Raw genomic sequence first — 23,723 nt, forward strand, 5'->3', positions numbered from 1 at the left:
CGTCAAGTGTTTTTCTGAATTTCTTTTTGTCCGCTTTTCTTTAAAAGCAACTCGGTTGCTCATTAGCGACGTTTAATAATATACCATCATAATATTCATACGTCAATATCTTTTTTAACAAAATATCCTCGATGATAGATTTTTTGCCCCTTCGTCTCAATTGGCTCTACTAGCACAATTCCTTTTTCCACAAAGAAATCAATCATCACACTAAGATCAGGTGTGAAATGTTTGAGATCAGGATGTGCAAGAAGCTCGCCAAACAGCCAAATATCCTGCTGTTCCATGACATGACGCAAATGAGCCGCACCAATTTCTGCTTTTGAATGAATCAAGAAATCATTCGCTAGGAATAAAAGTTCTAACCGTTTATGAAGACTTTCGTGGCTTTCAATCAACTCTGAATAAAGTTTATATACTTCCGGCTCCATATGACGTACTTGGTTCCAAACGGTCACTTCTGGGTGGAAGCCTTTATCAATCACTTCAATACGCGCCAGATGATGCAGGGCATGCACAATGGAATTATATGCATCGAGGAATTGATTTGATTCAAAAAATGCTTTTCCTTCTATATATCTGCGAATGAGCTTGCCATATTCTAAACCAATTTTGAGCTTACGGTTAGAAAACGGGAATGTACTCAGTTCATCAATCAAGTTGAAAATATATTCATTTCGATCAAACAGGACTTTTCCGTTTAAAATCCAATCAATAATCCGCCTGTTGGTACCTAAGGTAATCCATTCCTTCAGCTGATCATCTGTGACAACATTTAAAGAAGCTGTCTGGTGATCGGATTCATAGTGCTTAATAAATAACGGTTCTTCCGCATTCTTTACGATGACTAGAAGCGCTGCATCAAAGTTATCCGTCTCAGAAGATACTTTATGCCTTCTTTCTACTATAATCACAGCTAATGTATCTGGATGACTTGCTCTCTCTTGATAAATAGGACGGAGAAGATTTTCCATAGTGATTCCTCCAATACTCGGGTGTAAGGTTCTTCTCTAATGCTATGTATTTCTCCTCATAGAATCAAAATTCCTTCAATACATGAAAAAAGATCGTTGAATCATTATAAGCAATTTATTCACAAAACTCTATAACTAATTCAAACAGAAAGGTAAAATGTGCTATATTGGAGATAAGGGGGACTAGGGATGGCGAAATACTCCAGTAAGATTAATAAAATCAGAACATTTGCACTTAGTTTGGTTTTTGTTGGTTTTTTGATCATGTATATCGGTGTGTTCTTCAAGGAATCGGTCTGGCTGTCGACCTTCTTTATGCTACTCGGCGTGTTATCGATTGGATTGAGTACAGCCGTTTACTTTTGGATCGGTATGCTTTCTACGAAGGCAGTCCGTGTCGTATGTCCAGGCTGTGAGAAGGAAACAAAAGTGCTTGGGCGGGTGGACATGTGCATGCATTGCAGAGAGCCACTTACACTCGATCCAGCATTAGAAGGCAAAGAGTTTGATGAATCCTACAATCGAAAAAAGTCATAAAAATAAGCTGACCATTCAACTGGTCAGCTTTTTCATTAATGATTTTCTTTTTTTGCACATTCTTGACAAGTGCCATAGATCTCCAAGCGATGATGACTTACTGTAAAGCCTGTCACATGAGATGCAAGCTGTTCTACTTCATCAAGGCCAGGATAGTGAAAGTCAACGATCTTTCCGCAGTTTTCACAAATCGCATGGTAATGGTCAGATGTCGCAAAATCAAATCGGCTTGAGGAATCCCCATACGTTAATTCTTTTACTAATCCAGATTCCCGGAAGACTCGTAAATTGTTGTAAACCGTTGCTACACTCATATTAGGAAATTTCCCTTCAAGTGCCTTATATATATCGTCCGCGGTTGGGTGTGTCATAGAATTTACGAGAAACTCCAAGATGGCATGGCGCTGCGGAGTAATTCGAACACCGGTTTCTTTTAGAGCGTCTAAAGCATCTTTTAGTTCGTGAGCAGCCATTTCATCATGCACCTCTCTTTTCAAAAATATTCTTATATTATAATCTTTATAAATAGTGTACCCCCAGAGCCGAAACTTTGTCAATTACAATCCTCTTTTTTACCTATTCTTCTGTACAAAAAAGACCGGCACGACTGCCGATCTCATCTCGCCAACATATTAAGCGTGAGCTTTCAGTTCCTCAAGCGCTTCTTCCACATGATCTTTCACCTTTACTTTACGCCACTCTTTCACAAGCTTTCCTTCTTTATTAATAAGAAACGTTGAGCGTTCAATTCCCATGTATTCCTTACCAAAGTTCTTTTTCAGCCTCCACACACCGAAAGCTTCAGACAATTTTTGTTCGTCATCTACAAGAAGCAGGAAAGGTAAGTCATGTTTTTCTTTAAACTTTTGGTGCTTGTCTTGACCGTCTGGGCTTACGCCGATAATCACAGCATCTAATTCCGCAAAGCTTTGATGGCGGTCACGAAAATCACAGGCTTCCGTTGTGCAGCCCGGCGTCATATCTTTTGGATAAAAATAAAGGACAATGTGTTTCCCTTTAAAATCAGAGAGCTTTACTTTCTCTCCATTATCACCAAGTAATTCAATATCAGGTACTTGCTGCCCCACTTCGATTGTCATGATACAATCCCTCCAACCTATTTTTTCATTAGCCTATCTAATTTCGAGAAGATATTCAACTAAGGACGCTTGCATCGGCATGTTAAAATAATGATAGACGACGTGATACGTTGAGATAGGAGGCTATTTATGAAATTCACCGAATCAGAAAAATTACATCAAGAGGCGCTGGAGCATATTGTTGGAGGGGTTAACAGCCCATCTCGTTCATATAAAGCAGTGGGCGGCGGGTCACCTGTTGCAATGGAAAAAGGCGAAGGCGCTTATTTTTGGGATGTTGACGGAAACCGTTATATCGACTATTTAGCAGCATACGGTCCAATTATTACGGGACATGCTCATCCTCATATTACAAAAGCCATCACGAAAGCAGCCGAGACGGGTGTCCTTTACGGAACACCAACGAAGCATGAAGTCACTTTTGCTAAGATGCTGAAGGAAGCGATGCCTGCTTTGGACAAAGTTCGTTTTGTCAATTCAGGGACAGAAGCTGTGATGACGACAATCCGTGTCGCTCGCGCTTATACAGGCAGAACAAAGATCATTAAGTTTGCCGGATGTTACCACGGCCATTCTGATCTTGTGCTAGTTGCGGCCGGCTCTGGACCTTCCACTTTAGGAACACCAGATTCAGCGGGCGTGCCTAAAAGTATTGCCAATGAAGTCATTACCGTTCCATTCAACGATATAGACAGCTACAAAGAAGCATTAGACCGCTGGGGTGATGAAGTAGCAGCTGTTCTTGTTGAGCCAATTGTCGGGAACTTTGGCATCGTAGAGCCTAAAGACGGTTTCCTACAGCAGGTTAATGACCTGACTCATGAAAAAGGGGCTCTAGTCATCTATGATGAAGTCATTACAGCTTTCCGCTTTATGTATGGTGGTGCACAGGACTTGCTTCAAGTAAAACCTGACCTCACTGCATTAGGTAAAATTATCGGCGGCGGTCTTCCAATCGGCGCTTACGGCGGCAAAAAAGAAATTATGGAGCAAGTCGCCCCGCTTGGACCAGCCTACCAAGCTGGTACGATGGCAGGTAATCCCGCCTCTATCCTTTCTGGTATTGCATGCTTGGAAGTGTTAAAAGAAGACGGGATCTACGAACGTCTTGATCAGCTCGGTGCCATGTTAGAAGAGGGAATTTTAGCCCACGCAAAAAAACATCAAGTAGATATTACAGTGAATCGCTTAAAAGGTGCTCTCACCATTTATTTTACAAAGGAAACGATTGTGAACTACGAGCAGGCTGAAAATACGGATGGTGAAATGTTCGCCCGTTTCTTTAAATTCATGCTCGCACAAGGTATTAACCTCGCTCCTTCTAAATATGAAGCGTGGTTCTTAACCATTGCACATACTGAAAATGATATTTCTGAAACGCTCAAAGCAGTAGATCATGCGTTTGAACAGCTGAAACAATCATAATGAAGAGAAAAACAGACGTAAATTCATGCGTCTGTTTTTTTATTTACCAGCTCTTGATTGTCAAAAGCGAGTGAATCTGTTACATTTTTTCTCAATACCTTCTTTTGATGTTTTCATGAACTTTCAAAAATCACTTGAATATTTCGGAAGACCGCTGTATATTACTTAGTTGTTTCATCAAAATATTTATGATATATGACAAGTGGTCATCTATTATCGAAAAGAAAGGAATGCAGGGACAAAACCAATGAAACTTGGAGCCCGTATTTTAAAAACTGGTATTGCCATTGTACTCGCGCTTTACCTGGCAACATGGCTTGGGTTGCCGACACCCGTCTTCGCGGGAATTGCAGCTGTATTTGCTATCCAGCCATCTATTTATCGATCATTTTTAACGATTGTTGATCAAGTGCAAGCCAATATTATTGGAGCAGCACTTGCCATTACGTTCGGTCTGCTTTTTGGCACAGGACCAGTCATCATCGGCTTAACTGCCGTCATGGTCATTGCGATTAATTTAAAGCTGAAGATTGAACACACGATTCCGATTGCACTCGTAACCGTCATCGCGATTTTAGAAAGTGCAGGGGATCATTTCCTTTCCTTTGCCTTAATTCGAACAGCAACTGTGGTGTTAGGCGTACTTTCTTCATTTTTAGTGAATTTGATTTTCCTGCCGCCAAAGTATGAAACAAAGCTTGTTCATCACATTATGGAAAATACGGAGGAGATTTTAAAATGGATCCGTCTGAGCTCCAGACAGTCTACTGATCATTCCACTTTAAAGGATGACATCGATCAAATAAAAGAACGTATGATCAAATTAGATCACATTTACTTGTTATACAAAGAAGAACGAAGCTATTTAAAGAAAACAACTTATGTCAAATCTAGAAAGCTTGTTTTATTCAGACAGGCAATCATGACGTCTAATCGAGCGCTGTACTTGCTGAAAAAGCTTCATAAGTTAGAAAATGAAATTCATTTGATGCCAGAGCATTTCAGAGAGAGCTTAACAGATGAGATTGATTATTTGCTTTATTGGCATGAACGTACCTTGATGAAGTTTGTTGGAAAAATGAAACCGCAGGACGATGATTTTCAGAATGAATGCTCTCTTCGTCTTGAAGCATTAACGAAATCATTTATTCAGCATCAGCAAAATCAAGAAAACGACTTGCTGGATTACAATATGCTGAATGTGATGTCGAGTATTATTGAATACCGTGATGAATTGGAGCATCTAGATACTTTGATTACAAGCTTCCAAACGTATCACCCAAAAGATAGTGAGATAGAGACAGAAGAAAAAGAAGCTTAAATACAAAAGCCCGATTCTAAGAATCGGGCTTACATTTTTGACAAAGGGCTAAAATGATCTTTATTTAGCCCTTTGTCTTCTTTTCAGCGTAGTTGAAAACCCTTGAAATCAAGGAAGGACGAGTACTGGAGCGGAGCGAATGCCATATTCGTGAGCACCAGCACGCAGGACTGTCAAAGAATGCGGGGTTTGTCTACACGCTGTGACCGATTCTTAGAATCGGTCTTATTTTATTTTCTTCATTTTAGGATCAAGGGTGTCTCTTAATCCATCTCCCATCAAGTTAAAGCCAAGAACCGTCAGCATGATCGCAATCCCCGGGAAAAATAAAGTCCATGGCGCTTGTACGAGATAAGGTCTCGCATCTGCAAGCATTTTTCCCCACTCTGGGCTTGGCGCTTGTGCACCTAATCCTAAAAACCCCAAGGCGGCCGCTTCGATAATGGCTGTACCAATCGCAAGCGTCGCCTGAACGATCACCGGCACCATACTATTTGGTAGAATGTGACGAAGAACAATACGGCGGTGTGACATCCCGACTGCCTTTGCTGCTAAAACATATTCTTCTTGCTTAATGCTCAGCACCTTTGAACGAACCAGCCGGCCAAATGTGGGGACGTTAATAATCGCTATGGCAATAAGGGCATTTTGTAAGGAAGGTCCTAAGATGGAAACAATCGCAATCGCTAATAGTATGCTAGGAAAAGCGAGTAAAATATCAAATAGTCTTGAGATGACAGCATCCAGTAATCTACCGCCGTAACCTGCCATCAATCCAAGCAATGTCCCTAAAATAACCGACCCGAGAACGGAGAAGAAACCCACCCATAATGAAATTCGAGCTCCATGCACCACTCTAGAAAATATGTCTCTCCCGAAATCATCCGTACCAAACCAATGCGCAGCTGAAGGGGCACTAAATCGTTCGCCTAGTGACTGCTCGTTGATTCCATAAGGAGCAATGAGCGGTGCAAAGATTGCTAGGATCAGAAATAAAAAGACAATCACAGTGCCAATGACCGCCAGCTTGTGCTGAAAGAACAGTTTCATCGATTCAAGAATCAGTGATTGAGAGCGTTCTTCCTTTTGTTTAGGTGCTTGAAGCTCTTTTTGCGCTTCCATGTCGTCACTCTCCCTTCTCTAGTATTTAATCCTCGGATCAATGACTGCATACAAGATATCCACAATGAAATTGATCAGCACAAATATGAGCGCAACAACAAGAATGCCAGTTTGAATAACAGGATAATCACGATAGCTAATTGCATCGTAAATATACCGCCCAATTCCCGGCCAAGCAAAGATCGTTTCTGTTAAAATGGCTCCGCCTAGCAAGAGACCTGTTTGAAGACCAATAATCGTTAAAATCGGAATGAGCGCATTTTTCAGCCCATGCTGATAAATGATGAAAAATGAACGTACCCCTTTTGCTTTTGCTGTTCGAATAAAATCTGAATGAAGGACTTCCAACATACTTGCCCTCGTAATCCTTGCAATAATCGCAGCAGGAATCGTTGCGAGAGCGGTACTTGGTAAAATTAAATGCTTGATGCTGTCAAAGAATTGATCAAATCGCCCTTGCAAAAGCGTGTCCAGCGTATGAATATAGGTGATCGACTCTACCGGATTTCTGACGTTTTCTCGTCCTGTAGTCGGCAAAATACCTAATTCAATCGAGAATAGCCACTGTCCCATTAAGCCTAACCAGAAAATCGGCATGGACACCCCAATGAGCGCAATAAACATGGCCACATAATCAAAGAAAGAATGTTTAAACCACGCACTAATGATTCCGGCATTCACACCGACAATAATCGCCAGCAACATAGCGAAGAAAGTCAATTCTAATGTAGCGAATAAGTAAGGCTTCATTTCCTGGGCAATAGCCGCTCCTGTTCGTATGGAAGTCCCTAGATCGCCTTTTAAAAGCCCCAGCATGTAGTGACCATATTGTACGTACCACGGCTGGTCTAAACCAAGCTGAATCGTCAATTGCTCTACTGCTTCTTTCGTTGCCCGCTGTCCTAAGATGACCTGCGCCGGATTTCCAGGGATAAACCGAATAATAGAAAATACAACTAAGGTCATTCCGATCAGTACTGGAATGAGCATTCCTGCTCGCTTCATACAATAAGCAAACAAACAGCTTTCACCGCCTTTTCATTGTTTGGATAAGGGAGATCGAACGATCTCCCTTATTTGCTTATTCGAAATATACGTCAGTCAATGCTTCGGAACCAGTCGGATGCGGCTGGTAGCCTTTTAAATCTTTAGATGCGGCAAGCATTGGAATTGAATGGACTAATGGAATCCAAGGTGCTTCATCATGAATGATTTCTTGAGCTTCTTGATATAATTCATTTCGCTTCTTTTGATCCGTATCGGTCTGCGCTTCAATGAGGATGTCATGCATTTTATCGTTTTGGAAGAATGTATAGTTGTTACCGCCAATACTGTCTTTATCTAATAATGTATAGATGAAATTATCAGGATCGCCATTGTCCCCTGTCCATCCTAATAAGAACACATCTGCTTCGCCTTTACTTGCTTTATCTAAATAAGTCGCCCAATCATATGTGACGATTTCGGCTTTGACACCAACTTTTTCAAAGTTTGACTGAATGACTTCAGCTACCTTCATCCCGTCTGGCATATATGGACGCGGCACAGGCATTGCCCAAAGCTTGATGCGAAAACCGTCAGGGAAGCCTGCCTCTTTCAATAGTTCTTTTGCTTTTTCCGGATCATATGGATATGGCTCAATCTCGTCATTGTAGCCTTCTAATGACGGAGGAAGTGGATTTTTTGCTGGTTCAGCAAGCCCTCCATAAAACGACTCTATGATTGATTCTTTATCAACTGCATAATTGAGCGCCTGACGAACCAACTTGTTATCAAGCGGCTTTCTAGTCACTGTCAGCCCGATATAACCTACGTTCATGGATGGTCTTTCAATCAGCTGGAGCGCTTTGTCTGTTTTAATGCCATCTAAATCGGACGGATTGACGCCATCCATCAAGTCGATTTCGCCTGTTTTAAGCGCATTTAAACGAGCAGAGTTTTCAGGAATAGAGCGGAAGATGATTTGTTTCAGTTTTGGTTTATCTTTTTGCCAGTAATCTTCGTTCTTTTCTAAGACAATACGGTCGTTCTGCTTCCATTCTTTAAACTTAAATGGTCCTGTGCCCACTGGGTTTTCTCTAAATGAATCACCACTTTTTTCAACTGCTGCAGGACTAGCGATACCAAATGGTGACATGGCGATGTTTTTCAGAAATGTTGCTTGCGGGCGTTTGAGTTGAAATTCAATTTCATGCTCTCCTTTGACGATGATGTCTTTAATGACATGCCCTTTATCTTTTTTATAGCCGCCAAACATGCCGTAGTAAGGAAATTTTTCGGCATCTCCATTCATCCAGCGGTCAAAGTTGAATTTCACTGCTTCTGCATTAAAGTCTGTGCCATCGTGAAATTTCACACCTTCTCTTAAGTAGAACGTGTACGATTTTCCGTCCTTCGCAACATCCCATTCTGTTGCGAGGCCCGGATGGATGGTCGTGTCTTTTTCACCGTAATTCAAAAGCTTTTCAAACATATTCTCTGTGACCTTGAAGGTTTCGCCTTCTGTTGTTGTAATCGGATCAAGTGACGTAGAGTCTCCTCCTCTGCCGAATACGAGAGTGTCTTTTGTGGCTTTTTCTTCTGATGTTGATGAAGATGAACAGCCACCTAAAAATAACGCAAGTGCCAGCACAAAAATGAAACTACTGAATAACCATGTCTTCTTCATTGTGTTCCTCCTTTTGATATAAATAGCACGCAGCTGCATGACCTGTTTCCTCTTCATACAAAGGCGGAACAGCTTGCAAGCATTGCGCCCACCTTTTTGGACATCTTTTATAGAAAGGACAGCCATCTTCTGACACCAGGGTGGATTCTTCCGCTGACACATCCTGCGTTTCCAGCACGTGATCCATATGTGGAATGGATTTCAGAAGAAGCGATGTATAAGGATGAAGCGGATTGTGAAATACGTCCTCCGCAGGACCCATTTCTACAATACGGCCAGCGTACATCACTGCAATTCGGTCGCTCATATACTTGACAACGCCTAGATCGTGAGAAATAAACAAGTACGTCAGAGAAAGCGTCTTTTGCAATTCGAGCATTAAATTCAATATTTGTGCTTGAACCGATACATCTAAAGCGGAAACTGGCTCATCGGCAATCACAAGACTTGGATGAGTAATGAGCGCCCTAGCAATTCCAATACGCTGCCTCTGACCGCCGCTGAATTGGTGCGCATAACGGTCTCCATAGGATGGGTCAAACCCAACAATGTGCAGCATCTCTTTTACCCGCTTTTGTCTTTCTGCTTTTGTTCCATGTTTATGAACAATGAGCGGTTCTTCTAAAATGTCTTTGATTTTCATTCGTGGATTTAAGGAAGCGTATGGATCTTGGAAAATCATTTGAATGTCTTTTCTGAAGGAACGCATGTCTCGTTCTTTCAGAAGCGTCACTTCTTTTCCTTTCATTTGGATTGAGCCAGAAGTCGGTTCGATTAATCTCATTAAGCTTTTGCCAAGGGTTGATTTCCCGCAGCCAGATTCGCCCACAATGCCGAGCGTCTCTCCTTCTTTCACGTGAAAGGACACTTGATTTAAAGCCAAAGTCGTCTGTTTGTGTTTAGAAAAAAATGCCGATGTGTCATAACGCTTCGTCAGTTGATTCACTTGCAACAGTGGGTGATTCAGTGTCTTCTCCTCCTTCCATTAGAAAACATGCGACGCGGTGATTGTGTGAAATGGATTGTAAAGATGGGTCTTTTTCAAGACATTGCGTCATTTGATATGGACAGCGTGGTGCAAATTGACAGCCGGACCGAATAGCTCCTGGCTTAGGTACATGACCCGCAATAGACATGAGTTTTTCTTTTTTCTCTTTAAATGATGGAACAGAGGCGAAAAGACCTTTCGTGTAGGGATGGAGAGGTTTTTGGAAAATACGGTCAACGGTTCCTTCTTCTACGATTCGACCGGCATACATAATCATGACACGCTGGCATATTTGCCGCACGACGCCTAAATCATGAGTAATAAATAAAATAGCAGTGTCCATCTCTTCATTTAACTTTTTGAGCAAACGAAGAATTTGTGCTTGGATGGTGACATCAAGTGCAGTCGTTGGTTCATCTGCAATCATGAGCTTTGGGTGACACAGCATCGCCATCGCAATCATCACACGCTGACGCATGCCGCCCGATAGTTCATGTGGATATTTTTTGAGTAATGACGCTGCTTGTTTCAGGCCAACCGTTTGAAGCAAATCTACTGCCTTCACTTTTGCTTCTTTTTGGCTGATAGCCTGATGTGTAAAAAGGGCTTCTGTCATTTGCTTGCCGATGGTCATGAGTGGATTGAGAGAAGTCATGGGTTCCTGGAAAATCATTGAAATGTCATTCCCTCTGACCTCTCGCCATTGTTTCTCCGAAAGTGACAGCAGGTTTTGACCTTCAAATTGTATATGACCTGTTGTTTCTGTTTGGTGATTCAGCCCCATTAAAGACATCGATGTGATGCTTTTCCCGCAGCCAGATTCGCCCACAATACCTAAGGTTTCTCCTTTTTGAATAGAGAATGAGATGTCATGGACGATCGGCACTCTCTGCTTTTTTTGCTGAAAGGCAATGGACAGCTGTTTGACATCTAGCAATACTTCTTGTTCTTTCACATCTTCACCACCCCGTCATACTTTTTAAAATTGTATTGAGACAAGCTGGGAAATATGTCATGTTTTTGACAAGCATAAAAAAGCCTATCCGCTAGAATCGGATAGGCTTCTACTAATTTAATGTTTGAATGGTAAATAGATGGCGATAGTGGCTGTCTCGGTTCATTAATTCCTCATGTGTTCCTTTTTCCACAATCTCGCCTTGTTCCATGACCACAATGAGGTCCGCATGTGTAATCGTTGATAAACGGTGCGCAACAATAAAAGTTGTGCGATCTTTTGCCAGCTTTTGCATCGCTTCTTGAATATAATGTTCACTTTCTAAATCAAGCGCAGACGTCGCTTCGTCTAAAATAAGCAGCGGTGGATTTTTAAGAAATACCCTCGCAATTGAAATTCGTTGTTTTTGACCGCCTGACAGCTTTACGCCACGTTCTCCTACCTTTGTGTCATATCCTTCAGGAAGAGACATGATGAACTCATGGGCATTAGCCGCTTTGGCCGCCGACACAATTTTCTCAAAGGATGCTTCTGGGTCTCCCACAGCGATATTTTCTTTAATGGTGTCACTGAATAAGAATGTATCTTGGAGGACCATCCCGACTTGATTCCGGAGGCTTCTTGCCTTGTACTCTTTAATATCAATGCCGTCAATTTCGAGTGATCCGCTTGTGACATCATAAAATCTTGGAATTAAGCTGACGAGCGTCGACTTCCCTCCGCCGCTCATTCCTACAAGCGCAACGGTTTGACCTTTTTCTACTTTCAAGGAGATATTGTGTAAAATTTCTTCCTGTGTATGTTCGTAACGGAACGACACATCTTTAAATTCTACCTCTCCTTTTAAGTGATTGGCTTCTTTTGCATTCGGCTTGTCTGTTACTTCATACGGTTCATCAATAAACTCAAAAATACGATCCATTGATGCTACTGACTGAGTTAAAGTCGTCGATGAGTTAATGAGACGGCGAATCGGGTTGTACATCCGATCAATGTAGCCGACAAAGGCAATCATTGTCCCAATTGAAAGCGACCCGTTAATGACGGTATAACCAGCAAAAGCAATGATGAGCAGCGGCGCAATGTCTGTGATCGTATTGACGACAGCGAATGTTTTGGCATTCCAATTCGTATGATTGATCGCTTTGTTTAAGAAATTTTTATTTTCATCGTGAAAATTCTCTTGTTCGTATTCTTCAATCGCAAAGCTGCGAATGACAGGCATTCCTTGTACTCGCTCATGCAGGTGCCCTTGTACCTCAGCCAGTGCCTGCGACCGCTCTTTTGTCAGCTTGCGAAGCCGTCCGTAAAAATACTTCACTGCTAACGCATACAGCGGAAAAATAATGACAGACACAATGGTGAGTTTAAGATCCAGTGTACACATAATGGCTATCACAATCAGGACGGTCATCAAATCAAGCCAAATGTTCATAAGCCCTGTGATGACAAATTCCTTTGTTTGCTCAACATCGTTGATGACCCTTGAAATAATTTCCCCTGTTCTCGTGTTGGCGTAATAACGAAGGCTCAACTTTTGAATGTGCGAGAACAGTTTTTCCCGAATATCAAATAATACTTTACTGCCTGTCCACTGCGCATAGTATTGTCTGTAGTACTCAACAGGCGGTCTCATCACTAAAAATAATACAAGCATGATTCCCATAATAATAAAGAGAGTGGATGTTTTTTCTTCAGCCGATCCAGAGCCTTGAATCACATCATCAATGACATACTTTAAAAGCAGAGGCAATGTTAAGGGGATCGAGAACTTAATCATTCCGATCACCATTGTCAATGCAATCTGTTTTTTATACGGTGTTACAAAAGCCATGTAACGTTTTATGACCCCCATGTAAATCTCCTTCCCAATCTATCAGTGCCTCTTATCCGTACGCAATCAAAAACCTGTTGGCTTTGAAAAGCCAAACAGGTTTTAGCTGCTGTTACTTATTTTGTATAACGCAAAAAACGTTCATACCACATATCCACAAATTCTGGAGCAAACGGTCCCTTCCGCTGGTGAATCCAATGCAGTAATGTATTTAGATGCTCTCGTAAGATACTATCGATTTCTTTTGGATAATTCATCTGCCTCTTATGATCTGCATATTCATCCTCATCCAAAATATTATACGTCATGTCCGGAAAGACTTTGACATCTAAGTCGTAATCAATATACTTAATCGCCTCTTCATCTGTCGCAAAAGGAGAGCTGATGTTGCAGTAATAATACACCCCATCATCTCGAAGCATCCCAATGACATTAAACCATTGTTTTGCATGAAAATAGCAAATAGCCGGTTCTCTTGTCATCCATGTTCGGCCATCGGATTCAGTCACCATTGTTCGATCGTTTGCACCAATGATACACAATTCCGTTGCTTTCAGAATGGTGGTTTCATTCCAAATCCTGTGGATCAAGCCATTATGTTTATAGCTTTGAATTTGGATGGTTTCTCCTTCCTTGGGATAGCCCATATTTTCTCCCCTACTTTCTATAACAAACAAACCTAACAGTCCAAAGACCTAATTTCCCAACTAAACATGTCTCTATTATATTATACCGTTACATCATTAAAAAATGAAATGAAAAAGCCATTCAACCCAATTGAACGGCACACTCTTTTACATCACGGTTGAGCTCTTCTCCATTTGTTTATACGAATTGATGACTTGTTCAGTCTGTTTTGTAAATAGTGTTTGGACTTTTTGCAGTTCCTCTCGTTTCTGTTTGATTTGATCATGAAGCTTATGCCGCTCTTCCTTTTTTTCACCTTGCAGCAATCGTTTTTCTGTCTCTAAGTACAGATCAAGTTCTCCTTGTACATCGAGCAGTTGATCCATAAGCTGCATTTGTTCTTTGACAAGCTGGTCGAAATCAGACATCTAACTCCTCCCTTTCATTCGTATCGACTTTTTGTATCTATACCATTTCTTGAAAGAAGGAAGAAGTCCTTTGACTGTTTATGTAGAGGTTTTACAGGTTTTGTCGGATGGTGGGGAGAGGCAAAAAGAAAAGCACTTCATTCGTAGATGAAGTGCTTCCCTTTGTTTCAGTGATTAGCTGTTTTGTTGTTTGTTTTGCTCAGCTTTTTGGTTGTATTTTTTTACGTGCTGTGCGTCAGTCTCGCTAGCAAATTCAGTGCCATATTGACCGCCTTGTGCAGCAGCTTGGTTTTGTTTTTTCACTTGTTGTGCGTTTGTTTTGTTTTGTTGTTTATCCATCATTATCACCTCCACGCACATTAATTTGTGCAGAAGGTGTACATCTTATTCATGATTTTTTTAAACAAGCAAAGAACGTCCGCCATCGACGATAATCGTCTGTCCTCTAATCATATCTGCTTTGCCTGATACAAGGAATTCTACACTGTCGACCATGTCTTTAATTTCCACCATACGGCCTGCTGGTGTATTTTTCTTGGCATCTTCTAATAGCTCTTCACGATTTGGGAAGTGCTTGAGTGCATCTGTATCGATGGCGCCGCCTGATACGGCATTTACGACGATATTTTTTTGTGACAACTCAACGGATAGATAGCGTGTCAAAGCTTCTAGTGCTGCTTTAGATACACCGACCACCGTGTAGTTTTCAAGGTAGCGGATGGAGCCTAGTGAGCTAATGCTGACGATATGTCCGCCGCCGTTTTTCTCCATTAATTTGGCTGCTTCTTGTCCGCAGAATAACAAGGCTTTCGCATTGATATTCATGGTCCAGTCCCAATGATTTTCTTCAAGATCCATGATTGGACGCTGAACGCCAGATGCCGCATTGTTCACAAATACGTCTAAACGGCCAAACGTTTCGTCAATTTGCTGGAACATGTCTTTGATTTTCTCTGGCTGACCAACGTTGGCTTTGACAACTAAAGTTTTAACACCCATCGCTTCAATTTCTTCAGCTGTTTCAAGTGCTGCTTTTTTGCTTCTTGCATAGTTAATGACAATGTCATATCCTTTTTCAGCCAGGCGAAGGGCTACTTCTTTCCCGACACCTCTACTGCTGCCTGTAATTAGTGCACATTTACGCTTGTTCATTATGGTTCATCTCCTGATTTGAATAGTTTTCGTCCATTCGCTTCACACTAATAGGAAAGTTCCTATTAGGAGGTTACATTCATGTATGTCGGACGCGATTTAAGCCAGCTTGGCATGATGTCAAAGGATCAATGGAAAGATACTGAGCTTGCTTTTTTTCATCATGCTTTCCAACAAATTTTACCTTATTTAAACGAAGAAGGGCAATCTAAGTATCGAGAAATCATTTCTGAAATTGAAAACCGCGGGGGTCTGCACCGAAATGAAGCCGATTATACCCATGGTACAACGGTTAAATATGACTAGGCTGTTCAAGTGCCATCGTCCATATTTTTTGATGTGAGACTGGCAAAGCATATGCCTCAAATTCTTCTGTTGTGACTTTTTTCAGCATCGTGTCATCAGATACAGAGGTCACACGTCCAAAGAAAACAGAAATATTCCAGATGAGGTGGGTAAATACATGTTGAATGGTGCCTTCTAAATCACCAAGTTCTGCTTGTACACCCGCTTCCTCTTGTAAGAAATCAATCAGCTGCTCTTTTTCCGTTTTTCTTCCCTTCATTGTTTCCATGTTTGGGAACTCCCATAAATTCGCAAGCAGACCTGTACTTGGACGCTTATGAATATAAAGGTGGCCTGCATCATCAAATAACACCACTGCTGCCATTGATTTCGCAGTCGGCTTTTTCTTTTTACTTTTCACCGGCAGCTCATGCTGAACGCCTTCCTCAAGTGCCGAGCAATGCATGTTTACAGGACAAATGAGGCATGCAGGAGAGGTTGGGGTGCAAATAAGTGCACCTAGCTCCATTAGCCCTTGATTGAATTCTGACGGCTTTTCCCGGGAAATGAGCTGATCAACCGCAAATTCGAAAATGTTTCTCGTTTTTGGTTTTGCAATATCATCCCATATGGACAAGATACGGGAAATGACCCTCATCACGTTGCCGTCTACCGCAGGGTATGGCTTGTTATAGGCGATACTCAGCACTGCGCCGCTCGTATACGGGCCTACACCTTTCAGTTTTGAAAATTGTTCTTTCGTATCAGGGACAACGCCCCCGTAGGATTCATAGACTTCTTTCACAGCTGCCTGTAAATTACGCACTCGTGAGTAGTAGCCAAGACCTTCCCATGCTTTCATGACCTTTTCTTCATCAGCTAAAGCAAGATCCTTCACCGTCGGGAATTGCTCCATAAACCGATTGAAGTACGGAATGACCGTATCCACTCTTGTTTGCTGGAGCATCACTTCTGATACCCAGACGCGATATGGATCTTGATTTTCACGCCATGGAAGTGTTCGTTGTTCTTTTTCATACCAATCGATTAAATCATGCTGAAAGCCCGCAATATCTTTGCGGTCCAGCTTTTCTTGAATGTCTTTCATCTCTATACTCCTTCTCATTGGACCGAGGGCTAACGTTCTGAAAAGAACCTTATTTGTTGTATACTGTTTGTAGATACGTTAACATGTTACATTAAATCGAGATAAAGCAAAAGTGATTTTGCACATAGTCTTGATGAGAGACGTATACTTTGTATGATTGTTCCTAAGCATGACAACTAGGAGGTAATCAATTGGACACTGGTACTCATGTAGTAATGGGCATTTCTCTTGGGGGACTTGCGCTTTTAGATCCAGCCGTCAGCGCAGATCCACACATGGCACACGCCGTGATGATCGCGACCATCGCCGGCTCCCAAGCACCAGACATTGATACTGTGCTAAAACTAAAAAATAATGCAGTTTATATAAGAAATCACCGGGGATTTACTCATTCCATTCCGGCTGTACTGTTTTGGTCATTGCTAATTCCGGCTGTGATTTTCCCATTTGTGCCGGGGGCAAATTTACTCCACCTTTGGTTATGGACACTATTAGCCGTTGTGCTTCATGTGTTTGTCGATATTTTCAATGCATACGGCACACAGGCCATTCGCCCATTTTCAAAGAAATGGGTAGCGCTTGGGATCATTAATACGTTTGATCCGTTTATCTTTTTTACACATCTTGTCGCCATTGTCGTTTGGGCGATTGGCGGTCATCCCGGCTATACGTTCATTACGCTGTATGCCGTGATTTTTTGTTACTATATCGTCAGGGTCATCATGCAGCTTCAGATTAAACGTCAGCTGCGTGCACGATTTGATGAAATTGAAGACATTATTATTTCGCCTACAATGAAGTTCAGACAATGGCGCATTGCCGTGAAATGTAAATCCTCTTTCCATGTTGGACGCAGTATGAATGGTGAGATCATCATTTTAGACACCTTTAACCGTGTGCCGGTCCCTGATACTGAGATTATGAAAATTGCCAAACAGGATGAAAACATTTCAGCCTTTCTCTCCTTCTCCCCTGTCTACCGGTGGGAAGTAGATAAATACAAGGATCATTATGAAGTCCGGTTCATTGATTTGCGCTACCGCAGCAAAGGTCACTATCCTTTTGTTGCAATCTGCCATATCGACATGGACCACCAAATCAAAAATTCCTATACCGGTTGGATTTTCAGTGAAGAAAAACTGCAAAAAAAATTAAGACTCGGCTCTGTGTGAGCGAGTCTTTTTTTGTGCTTACATCTTCGTCATATATTCCACAATAAACTCCCAAAAGCCAGGTCCCTCTTGGTAAATCAGCCGGTCTATTTTTTCGATGAGTTTGATGTAGAGTTCTTGTTCGAGGTCTTCTCTTTCTTGATATGCCGTGTTTTGTAGTTTCTTTTTGATCATGGGTGAGAAGGTTTCAATGAGTTCTTCCATTTCTCCATTGGTCATTTTGTCTTCTTGCACGGACATCTCCCCCTGTTTCTTCTTTTAGTTTGTTGAGCGCTTTTTTGTGGATGTTTGAGATGTTTTGTCTTGATTCGCCCAGCCGGTCGGCTATTTCCTTCATCGTTTGACCTTCAACATAAATATGGGTTAAGACCATTTTTTGTTTGTCTGTGAGCTGCTGATAGGCCTTGTACAATCTTGGGTCTTGCAGGTGCTCCCCTAAGTCTTGCTGGTTAAAGAGCACAGCTTCATACGTATCTGTTTGAACAGGGTCTTTCACTTCTTGCGTATCAGGATGATCGAGTATGAGCGGAAAACGCTGCTGCTTTTTTTTCACTCGTTTGTCAAAGTCGACTGAAAAGATGCGGATCATTGTGGAAATATACTTGATGATGCGGATTTTTTGATAAAACTGCTTGAACTCAGAATCTAGTTTTTTCGCATTTTCTTCGTTTGGCTCTTCCATGACTTGCCTAAGCAGTTGCTGGTTTTTAGGATTGCTTAAAAATTGCTGAATGAGCGGGTGGTCAACGATTTCCTTCCATTTTGCTTTCAATAACAGCCGATAATCCATGTGCATCCTCCCCTTTGTTCTCTCTACTTGCATTAAGTGGACAAAAGTTAAAAAAAGTAAACTTTGTGAAACGGGTCTAATGGTTCATTTTCTCCCCCTTTGATTTCCTATTTCTTCTTTCATACCACTTATAGAGAAGACGAGCATCCGCTGGGAGGTGAGACAAATGGAGACCTTTTTTTCGGAGGAATGGCTGAAGCAGCTCGGTCAGGCTGGCTTTCCTGCCATTTTGACGGTTTATTTGCTGACACGTTTTGAACGAAAGTTTGATGAATTAAGCAAGCTCATCCAACGATTGGTCGCTGTTCAAAAAAATGATGAATCAGATTGACATCTTCTTGATTCGTTTCACCTTATGAAAACGAGGGCGAAATGAAAGGCCTTTTGTCACCTCACACAATACGATGTTGAAAGGGGATTTTATCATGAGTGAAAAGCAAAATGGTGTACCGCAGCCGATTCGAGGAGAAAAAGGAGCAACAGTCAAAATTCCACGTAATCTCGAGCGAGACAGACAAAACCCAGATATGCTCACGCCACCAGAAACCGATCATGGAACGGTTCCCAACATGAAATATTCTTTTTCTGATACGCACAACCGTTTAGAAAAAGGCGGCTATGCCCGCGAGGTAACGGTGCGTGAACTGCCTATCTCTAAAAGTCTTGCCTCTGTGAACATGCGGCTAAAGCCTGGTGCGATTCGTGAGCTGCACTGGCATAAGGAAGCGGAATGGGCGTACATGATTTACGGGGAAGCCCGAATTACATCGGTTGATGCAGAGGGGCGGAATTTTACAGAGGATGTGACTGAGGGAGATTTATGGTACTTCCCTTCTGGCTTGCCGCATTCTATTCAAGCACTTGAACCAGGAGCTGAGTTCTTGCTTGTGTTTGATGATGGTTCCTTCTCTGAAAATAGTACGTTCCAAGTGACTGATTGGCTTGCCCATACCCCAGAGGAAGTCGTTCTCCAAAACTTTGGAATGACAAAGGAGCAATTTAAGAAGCTGCCAGAGAAAGAGAAGTATATTTTCCAAAAAGGAATTCCTGGTTCCCTTGAGTGTGACAAGGTGCAAACAGAGCAAGGAGAAGTCCCGAACTCCTTTAAATATGAGCTGTTAAAACAAGAGCCAATTACGTCAAGCGGTGGACAAGTGTGGATTGCGGACTCTACCAATTTCAAAGCGTCTAAAACGATTGCATCCGCTCTTGTGAAAGTTGATCCAGGTGCCATCCGTGAGCTGCACTGGCATCCAAATACGGATGAATGGCAATATTTCATTTCTGGAAAAGCTCGAATGACGGTCTTTGCTTCTGATGGACATGCGAGAACCTTCAACTATCAGGCGGGAGACGTTGGCTATGTGCCATTTGCGATGGGGCATTATGTAGAAAATACAGGCGACGAACCGCTCTATTTCTTAGAAATCTTTAAGAGCGATCATTATGCAGATATCTCGCTCAATCAGTGGCTTGCGGTCACACCGAAACAGCTTGTTTTGGATCATTTAGATCAAGGCGAAGAATTCTTGAAATTGCTTGATACTGAAAAACATCCTGTCATCGCTGCACCTAAAAAAGAGGATTAATTCCACCTTCCTGCAAAAAGGCTGTCCTTTTTGCAGGTATCTTCATGTAAAGGAGTGTTGTTTACCCATGCAACAATCTGTTCACGCTTTATGGCAAGGGCTGAAATGGCTCATGGCGGCGTCAGCTGTCTGTTACATATTTTTATTGTTTTGTGTGCTGTTCTTTCATTTGACCGGTGCTTTTTATCAATCGATTTTATCGTTGATTCTGTTTATGGGCATCTATGTTGTACTTGGGATCTCTTTTGAACATCTGGAACACGTGCTCATGCAGTTTGTTCGTAAGTGTCGGTCCAAAAAACGATCCATCGTTTTCTATGCCGTTTTATTTCACCTTTTGTTTATTTGGGGTGCTGTCTACTTATCAGATGAATTGGTTGACGGCATTTTGCTGACTACTTCTGAAGAAATTCTCTTTGCGCTAAGTCTTTGGTTATTTCATTTTTTGTTTGATTATGCGTCGTTTCCATTTGAGAAAGAAGCTTCATGACTCTACTCTCTTTCTGACGAGAGTGCTTCTTTGATTTGCTTCATATGATGGGTATCGTGTTCGATCAGTCCTTGGAAATAACTTAATAACGTCAGCTTGGTTTGACCAATAAAAAAAGGTTCATTCCAGCGAGATGGTTCAATTTTCTTCATTTCTTGAAGTAATTCTGTTCTGACAGCAATAAATCGAACGATCGTCTCGCTTTTCTTTTCCTTTCTCGCTCTTTCAGCTGACTGCTGATTCATTTTGTGCACATCAGGAGCTTGAGGTAATGGCCGATCGTTCCAAAATTCCTTTAGTCGAGCCTTTAAAATAAATTCATCCCATGGAACGAAATGGGCGATGATTTCAGCGGTGCTCCATTTTCCATCAGCGATCGCTCTGCGCCATTCTTTGTCTGTTAATTCCGTTAGTGACTGTACCCATTCAATGGAGTGTTCAAAATGAGCAATAGTGGACTCTTTGTTTAACGTCAAATGGTCTCCCCCATTCACATGCTTTTATGTAGATTGTATCAATGATGAGAAAAAACACCACTTATGATGTAAAGTGGTGTTTCTTGTGTTTTCTCCGTGCATAGAGGATCGCACCAATCAAACTGACGAGTGAAATCAATGCGAGAATTCTGATATAAGGCGGATAGTAGGTTAGCACGATCTCGTTTTTGCCTTTTTCTATTGGAAAACCGATAAACGCATAATTGGCTTGTTCAATATCGGTTTGATGGCCGTTCACAGTGAGCTCCCAGCCTTTTTCATATGGAACAGGCAGAATCATATAATCATCGCCGCGCTTGTTCTCATAAGAAATCGTAAAGCGGTTATTTTTAAGCTTCACCTGCTGGCTGCCATCATCCTGTTTTTCTTTTTCATATGCCCGCGCAAGGGTGCGGTAAGGCTCATGATACAGCTTTAATTGACTCAGCTCATACGTCCCTTTTGGCACTCGTATGGAAAGGATTTTTTCCGCAGGGACTCTGATCGTCACGTCATTAACGCCTGTTTTGTAGATAGACGTATTGCTTTTGCGTGATGTGACATAGTCATCCACAGATAACTGAAACCCTTCGTTACGGTCGGTCCGCTTCACATAAAAGCTCACATACACATCCCCCACACGAGCGATATCATCTGGAAGGGTGATATTCAGCCCGCCCGTTTTCCCGTATACATCAAGCACGCCATTTTCGTATACAGCTTGTTCAGTATGAATGTTTGTATCCTTTATTCGATCAGGCGATTGGTCGATTTCAGCATTTCCTTTTTTGTTTAAGATCACACCTTGCAACATCGCATGTTCTTTATCAAGTGCTGACGCATGCTCTAGTGACTTTTCTGAATAGACGGTACTCGTTGTTCTTGCAAATGGGAGCGGACGTGTATTTTCATACACTTCATAATGTTCGCTTTCCAATATGGGCTTAAAATAAACCGGCGGTGAGAAAGACATCGATTTGTCTCTCATATAATACTTCCCGTAGGTCAGACTGTATAAATTCGCCCTGTCCCCCATTGTTGCATACCGACTGACACTTTCCCGTCCCATATCAATTTGCAGGTCATTCCAGTAGAAATGGAGCAGATGCTGATTCAATATACTTGAATACGCACTCATGCCTTGAAAGCCTTCAAATAACGGGGTGTTGTTGCGCACGCCGTTCATCCAATCAATCCGGGCAAGCGGATCTTCTTTTGAGCGGCTTTGAATTTGCTGAATGAGCTTCATTTGCTCATGTCCAGCATACGCCTCACTATTCAGATACGTATCTGATACGCTCTTAATATTGCTTCTTTCAAATAAGTAGCCCTGCTGATACACGCCTGCTGTCAGTAAGCTCACAACGATGAGCACAGCTGACAAGAGATGAAGGTGCAGACGTTTCCCCGCATGTATCGAGAGGAAGAACAAGCTGATCACAAGCAGTCCTATTCCGGTAAATACAACAACATCCATATTTCCCTTTGCTCGTTCTGAAAGGGCGACTGCGAGAAGGAATACAATCCAAGCGCCTAAAACCGCACGTGTTTTCCACTTCCACTCCATTTGCGAGAAATGCTTGATGGTGATGGCTACGACTGCTCCGACTGTAAAAGCAAGAATATATTCAAATCTGTACTGCGGTGCAGAAAAACCATTAAACACGCTCGCCATCTTTGGACTGTAGTGAAAAATGATCAGCAGAACACTGATCGATGTGAACATGAAAAACCATCTGTTCCGGTATAGCGGAACGAGAAACAGACAAATCAGAAAGATGACCGGCAATAAGTACACCCTGCTTGTAAACAGCAGATGATCATGCAGCTCGAACCAAGGAATTGCCTGTTCATACGGCGGTCTTACATTATTGAGAAAGCCGTAAACAGACGGGATAAAAAAGGCAGCACTGATCCCAAACGATAACAACGTAGAGATCGCAAGGGTCCAGAACACCTTCCAGCCTCGCTCCTCGCTTTGAAGCTTAATCATATATCTGAAGACGAGATAAATGGCTAAAAAGATAAAGTGAATGTAAGCAAAGTAAAAATTATTGATCAGCATGAGACTGCAAGCCGCAATAAACCAAGCCGGCTTGCCTGTTTTAAAAATCCGTTCAACCCCGAGCACAAGCAGCGGAAGCCACATCATGCTGTCGGTGAAAAACTCCCAAAACGTTTGATGCCGAAAGTACACAATAGACAGTCCGTAAATACCGGCTCCTGTCAGCGCCCCCAGCCTATGCTGCACAATCGAAAGGAGCACACGATATGCGATGAACAGAATGACTGTCAGCTTGATCACACTCAGCCAAATAACAGCATTTGCCCAAAAGTGAATGTCTGTTGACTGTACAAGGTGAAGCGCATTTAACAGCCAGACAACAGCGACTGTGACCATAAAGACCATCGACGTTGTAAAATAATAACCTAATTGCGTATATGTACCGCCGCCTAGACCAAATTGATAGGAATAAAAGAAGTTTCCTTTGACGTATTCGTCATACAGCAGCTTTTTAAACGGGAGCATTTGCGAAATGCCATCTCCATCTCCCGTCATATATCGGCCTTGCGTATATTCATATAAGAAAAAGGAGTGTCCTAATAAAGCAAGAATGAGGCACATTCCAATGAGTATCCATCTACGTTTCATCATCTAAATCCTTTCTCCAAAAGATCCAC

The 23,723-nt window shown here is 42.0% G+C and carries 25 protein-coding genes and 1 pseudogene; 8 read left to right on the plus strand and 18 right to left on the minus strand.

The annotated features are described in order from the left end of the window. Positions 1 to 95 precede the first annotated feature (95 nt). On the minus strand, positions 96 to 974 hold the full coding sequence (locus MHI20_RS15935; protein WP_327855168.1) for a nucleotidyltransferase-like protein: 879 nt from the start codon (positions 972 to 974) through the stop codon (positions 96 to 98). Positions 975 to 1,163: 189 nt separating this feature from the next. Between MHI20_RS15935 and MHI20_RS15940 the strand changes: the two genes are divergently transcribed. Beyond that, the gene (locus MHI20_RS15940; protein WP_007496750.1) at positions 1,164 to 1,511 is read left to right on the plus strand and encodes a YgzB family protein; all 348 of its coding nucleotides are present in this window, start codon (positions 1,164 to 1,166) and stop codon (positions 1,509 to 1,511) included. 35 nt (positions 1,512 to 1,546) lie between these two features. Here MHI20_RS15940 and perR read toward each other — a convergent pair whose 3' ends face one another. Both perR and bcp read right to left on the minus strand, forming a co-directional pair. Further along, positions 1,547 to 1,984 carry a peroxide-responsive transcriptional repressor PerR gene (gene perR / locus MHI20_RS15945; RefSeq protein ID WP_003217782.1) on the minus strand — a complete coding sequence of 146 codons (438 nt, stop codon included), beginning with the start codon at positions 1,982 to 1,984 and terminating at the stop codon, positions 1,547 to 1,549. A gap of 159 nt (positions 1,985 to 2,143) precedes the next feature. Continuing rightward, on the minus strand, positions 2,144 to 2,611 hold the full coding sequence (gene bcp, locus MHI20_RS15950) for a thioredoxin-dependent thiol peroxidase (RefSeq protein WP_340939726.1): 468 nt from the start codon (positions 2,609 to 2,611) through the stop codon (positions 2,144 to 2,146). Between the two features lie 129 nt (positions 2,612 to 2,740). Between bcp and MHI20_RS15955 the strand changes: the two genes are divergently transcribed. Together MHI20_RS15955 and MHI20_RS15960 are read left to right on the plus strand one after the other, a co-directional pair. Beyond that, positions 2,741 to 4,036 carry a glutamate-1-semialdehyde 2,1-aminomutase gene (locus tag MHI20_RS15955; RefSeq protein WP_024718257.1) on the plus strand — a complete coding sequence of 432 codons (1,296 nt, stop codon included), beginning with the start codon at positions 2,741 to 2,743 and terminating at the stop codon, positions 4,034 to 4,036. Positions 4,037 to 4,283: 247 nt separating this feature from the next. Beyond that, positions 4,284 to 5,357 carry an FUSC family protein gene (locus MHI20_RS15960; protein WP_025206980.1) on the plus strand — a complete coding sequence of 358 codons (1,074 nt, stop codon included), beginning with the start codon at positions 4,284 to 4,286 and terminating at the stop codon, positions 5,355 to 5,357. A gap of 225 nt (positions 5,358 to 5,582) precedes the next feature. On the opposite strand, the gene MHI20_RS15965 is transcribed toward MHI20_RS15960, so the two are convergent. The 10 genes and pseudogenes from MHI20_RS15965 to fabL all read right to left on the minus strand — a co-directional run bounded on the left by MHI20_RS15965 (position 5,583) and on the right by fabL (position 15,131). After that, positions 5,583 to 6,479: an ABC transporter permease gene (locus tag MHI20_RS15965; RefSeq protein ID WP_007496739.1), complete on the minus strand. Its 897-nt coding sequence runs from the start codon at positions 6,477 to 6,479 to the stop codon at positions 5,583 to 5,585. Between the two features lie 18 nt (positions 6,480 to 6,497). Then, positions 6,498 to 7,499 (minus strand): ABC transporter permease, encoded by a 1,002-nt coding sequence (locus MHI20_RS15970; protein ID WP_007496737.1) that lies wholly within the window; start codon positions 7,497 to 7,499, stop codon positions 6,498 to 6,500. Between the two features lie 61 nt (positions 7,500 to 7,560). Continuing rightward, positions 7,561 to 9,147 (minus strand): ABC transporter substrate-binding protein, encoded by a 1,587-nt coding sequence (locus MHI20_RS15975; protein ID WP_017358851.1) that lies wholly within the window; start codon positions 9,145 to 9,147, stop codon positions 7,561 to 7,563. Further along, the gene (locus MHI20_RS15980) at positions 9,122 to 10,099 is read right to left on the minus strand and encodes an ABC transporter ATP-binding protein (RefSeq protein ID WP_084231714.1); all 978 of its coding nucleotides are present in this window, start codon (positions 10,097 to 10,099) and stop codon (positions 9,122 to 9,124) included. The genes MHI20_RS15975 and MHI20_RS15980 overlap by 26 nt, the downstream gene beginning before the upstream one ends. Next, positions 10,068 to 11,090, minus strand: a complete 1,023-nt coding sequence (locus MHI20_RS15985; RefSeq protein ID WP_025206976.1) for an ABC transporter ATP-binding protein — start codon at positions 11,088 to 11,090, stop codon at positions 10,068 to 10,070. Before MHI20_RS15985 ends, MHI20_RS15980 begins: the two co-directional genes overlap by 32 nt. Before the next feature lie 112 nt (positions 11,091 to 11,202). Further along, positions 11,203 to 12,945: an ABC transporter ATP-binding protein gene (locus tag MHI20_RS15990; protein WP_008341950.1), complete on the minus strand. Its 1,743-nt coding sequence runs from the start codon at positions 12,943 to 12,945 to the stop codon at positions 11,203 to 11,205. Positions 12,946 to 13,040: 95 nt separating this feature from the next. Next, positions 13,041 to 13,571: a nucleoside tri-diphosphate phosphatase gene (gene ntdP, locus MHI20_RS15995; RefSeq protein WP_008341956.1), complete on the minus strand. Its 531-nt coding sequence runs from the start codon at positions 13,569 to 13,571 to the stop codon at positions 13,041 to 13,043. Positions 13,572 to 13,718: 147 nt separating this feature from the next. Beyond that, positions 13,719 to 13,979 (minus strand): YgaB family protein, encoded by a 261-nt coding sequence (locus MHI20_RS16000; RefSeq protein WP_039167929.1) that lies wholly within the window; start codon positions 13,977 to 13,979, stop codon positions 13,719 to 13,721. A 174-nt stretch (positions 13,980 to 14,153) separates the two neighbouring features. Next, positions 14,154 to 14,303, minus strand: a pseudogene (locus MHI20_RS16005) (gamma-type small acid-soluble spore protein); the annotation flags it as partial. Between the two features lie 75 nt (positions 14,304 to 14,378). Beyond that, positions 14,379 to 15,131, minus strand: coding sequence for an enoyl-[acyl-carrier-protein] reductase FabL (gene fabL / locus MHI20_RS16010; RefSeq protein ID WP_007496726.1), 753 nt, complete (start codon positions 15,129 to 15,131; stop codon positions 14,379 to 14,381). An 81-nt stretch (positions 15,132 to 15,212) separates the two neighbouring features. Between fabL and MHI20_RS16015 the strand changes: the two genes are divergently transcribed. Continuing rightward, positions 15,213 to 15,437, plus strand: a complete 225-nt coding sequence (locus tag MHI20_RS16015) for a hypothetical protein (protein ID WP_008341962.1) — start codon at positions 15,213 to 15,215, stop codon at positions 15,435 to 15,437. Here the strand turns inward: MHI20_RS16015 and mutY are convergent. Then, a complete protein-coding gene (gene mutY, locus MHI20_RS16020) occupies positions 15,424 to 16,524 on the minus strand; it encodes an A/G-specific adenine glycosylase (RefSeq protein WP_268413554.1) in 1,101 nt (366 codons plus the stop codon). The genes MHI20_RS16015 and mutY overlap by 14 nt on opposite strands. Before the next feature lie 191 nt (positions 16,525 to 16,715). Between mutY and MHI20_RS16025 the strand changes: the two genes are divergently transcribed. Next, positions 16,716 to 17,696, plus strand: a complete 981-nt coding sequence (locus tag MHI20_RS16025) for a metal-dependent hydrolase (RefSeq protein ID WP_008341965.1) — start codon at positions 16,716 to 16,718, stop codon at positions 17,694 to 17,696. Between the two features lie 18 nt (positions 17,697 to 17,714). Here the strand turns inward: MHI20_RS16025 and rsoA are convergent, their stop codons facing one another. Then, positions 17,715 to 17,936 (minus strand): sigma-O factor regulator RsoA, encoded by a 222-nt coding sequence (gene rsoA, locus MHI20_RS16030; protein WP_340939756.1) that lies wholly within the window; start codon positions 17,934 to 17,936, stop codon positions 17,715 to 17,717. After that, entirely contained in the window at positions 17,884 to 18,486 is a 603-nt protein-coding gene (locus tag MHI20_RS16035) for a sigma-70 family RNA polymerase sigma factor (protein WP_058336504.1), read from the minus strand. The genes rsoA and MHI20_RS16035 overlap by 53 nt, the downstream gene beginning before the upstream one ends. 166 nt (positions 18,487 to 18,652) lie before the next feature. Between MHI20_RS16035 and MHI20_RS16040 the strand changes: the two genes are divergently transcribed. The 3 genes from MHI20_RS16040 (at position 18,653) to MHI20_RS16050 (ending at position 20,565) form a co-directional block, all read left to right on the plus strand. Continuing rightward, positions 18,653 to 18,817 carry a YvrJ family protein gene (locus MHI20_RS16040; RefSeq protein WP_003217819.1) on the plus strand — a complete coding sequence of 55 codons (165 nt, stop codon included), beginning with the start codon at positions 18,653 to 18,655 and terminating at the stop codon, positions 18,815 to 18,817. A 94-nt stretch (positions 18,818 to 18,911) separates the two neighbouring features. Next, positions 18,912 to 20,075: an oxalate decarboxylase family bicupin gene (locus MHI20_RS16045; protein WP_017358845.1), complete on the plus strand. Its 1,164-nt coding sequence runs from the start codon at positions 18,912 to 18,914 to the stop codon at positions 20,073 to 20,075. A gap of 67 nt (positions 20,076 to 20,142) precedes the next feature. Next, positions 20,143 to 20,565, plus strand: coding sequence for a regulatory YrvL family protein (locus MHI20_RS16050; protein WP_340939762.1), 423 nt, complete (start codon positions 20,143 to 20,145; stop codon positions 20,563 to 20,565). A gap of 2 nt (positions 20,566 to 20,567) precedes the next feature. Here the strand turns inward: MHI20_RS16050 and MHI20_RS16055 are convergent, their stop codons facing one another. Together MHI20_RS16055 and MHI20_RS16060 are read right to left on the minus strand one after the other, a co-directional pair. Further along, the gene (locus tag MHI20_RS16055; protein WP_039167943.1) at positions 20,568 to 21,041 is read right to left on the minus strand and encodes a DinB family protein; all 474 of its coding nucleotides are present in this window, start codon (positions 21,039 to 21,041) and stop codon (positions 20,568 to 20,570) included. Between the two features lie 61 nt (positions 21,042 to 21,102). Continuing rightward, the gene (locus MHI20_RS16060; protein WP_340939766.1) at positions 21,103 to 23,697 is read right to left on the minus strand and encodes a YfhO family protein; all 2,595 of its coding nucleotides are present in this window, start codon (positions 23,695 to 23,697) and stop codon (positions 21,103 to 21,105) included. Between the last annotated feature and the right edge of the window lie 26 nt (positions 23,698 to 23,723).

It is taken from the genome of Bacillus sp. FSL K6-1106 (genome assembly GCF_038005245.1).
Lineage (GTDB): Bacteria > Bacillota > Bacilli > Bacillales > Bacillaceae > Bacillus > Bacillus altitudinis.

Coding starts and splice junctions, on each gene's coding strand:
- MHI20_RS16000 (WP_039167929.1), bottom strand. CDS start 13,979: ATGTCTGATTTCGACCAGCTTGTCAAAGAACAAATGCAGCTTATGGAT.
- MHI20_RS15965 (WP_007496739.1), bottom strand. CDS start 6,479: ATGGAAGCGCAAAAAGAGCTTCAAGCACCTAAACAAAAGGAAGAACGC.
- MHI20_RS15960 (WP_025206980.1), top strand. CDS start 4,284: ATGAAACTTGGAGCCCGTATTTTAAAAACTGGTATTGCCATTGTACTC.
- MHI20_RS16050 (WP_340939762.1), top strand. CDS start 20,143: ATGCAACAATCTGTTCACGCTTTATGGCAAGGGCTGAAATGGCTCATG.
- bcp (WP_340939726.1), bottom strand. CDS start 2,611: ATGACAATCGAAGTGGGGCAGCAAGTACCTGATATTGAATTACTTGGT.
- MHI20_RS16040 (WP_003217819.1), top strand. CDS start 18,653: ATGGAGACCTTTTTTTCGGAGGAATGGCTGAAGCAGCTCGGTCAGGCT.
- MHI20_RS15990 (WP_008341950.1), bottom strand. CDS start 12,945: ATGGGGGTCATAAAACGTTACATGGCTTTTGTAACACCGTATAAAAAA.
- MHI20_RS16035 (WP_058336504.1), bottom strand. CDS start 18,486: ATGGATTATCGGCTGTTATTGAAAGCAAAATGGAAGGAAATCGTTGAC.
- MHI20_RS16015 (WP_008341962.1), top strand. CDS start 15,213: ATGTATGTCGGACGCGATTTAAGCCAGCTTGGCATGATGTCAAAGGAT.
- MHI20_RS16045 (WP_017358845.1), top strand. CDS start 18,912: ATGAGTGAAAAGCAAAATGGTGTACCGCAGCCGATTCGAGGAGAAAAA.
- ntdP (WP_008341956.1), bottom strand. CDS start 13,571: ATGGGCTATCCCAAGGAAGGAGAAACCATCCAAATTCAAAGCTATAAA.
- mutY (WP_268413554.1), bottom strand. CDS start 16,524: ATGAAAGACATTCAAGAAAAGCTGGACCGCAAAGATATTGCGGGCTTT.
- MHI20_RS15935 (WP_327855168.1), bottom strand. CDS start 974: ATGGAAAATCTTCTCCGTCCTATTTATCAAGAGAGAGCAAGTCATCCA.
- rsoA (WP_340939756.1), bottom strand. CDS start 17,936: ATGTCCGTGCAAGAAGACAAAATGACCAATGGAGAAATGGAAGAACTC.
- fabL (WP_007496726.1), bottom strand. CDS start 15,131: ATGAACAAGCGTAAATGTGCACTAATTACAGGCAGCAGTAGAGGTGTC.
- MHI20_RS15975 (WP_017358851.1), bottom strand. CDS start 9,147: ATGAAGAAGACATGGTTATTCAGTAGTTTCATTTTTGTGCTGGCACTT.
- MHI20_RS15955 (WP_024718257.1), top strand. CDS start 2,741: ATGAAATTCACCGAATCAGAAAAATTACATCAAGAGGCGCTGGAGCAT.
- MHI20_RS16060 (WP_340939766.1), bottom strand. CDS start 23,697: ATGATGAAACGTAGATGGATACTCATTGGAATGTGCCTCATTCTTGCT.
- MHI20_RS15940 (WP_007496750.1), top strand. CDS start 1,164: ATGGCGAAATACTCCAGTAAGATTAATAAAATCAGAACATTTGCACTT.
- perR (WP_003217782.1), bottom strand. CDS start 1,984: ATGGCTGCTCACGAACTAAAAGATGCTTTAGACGCTCTAAAAGAAACC.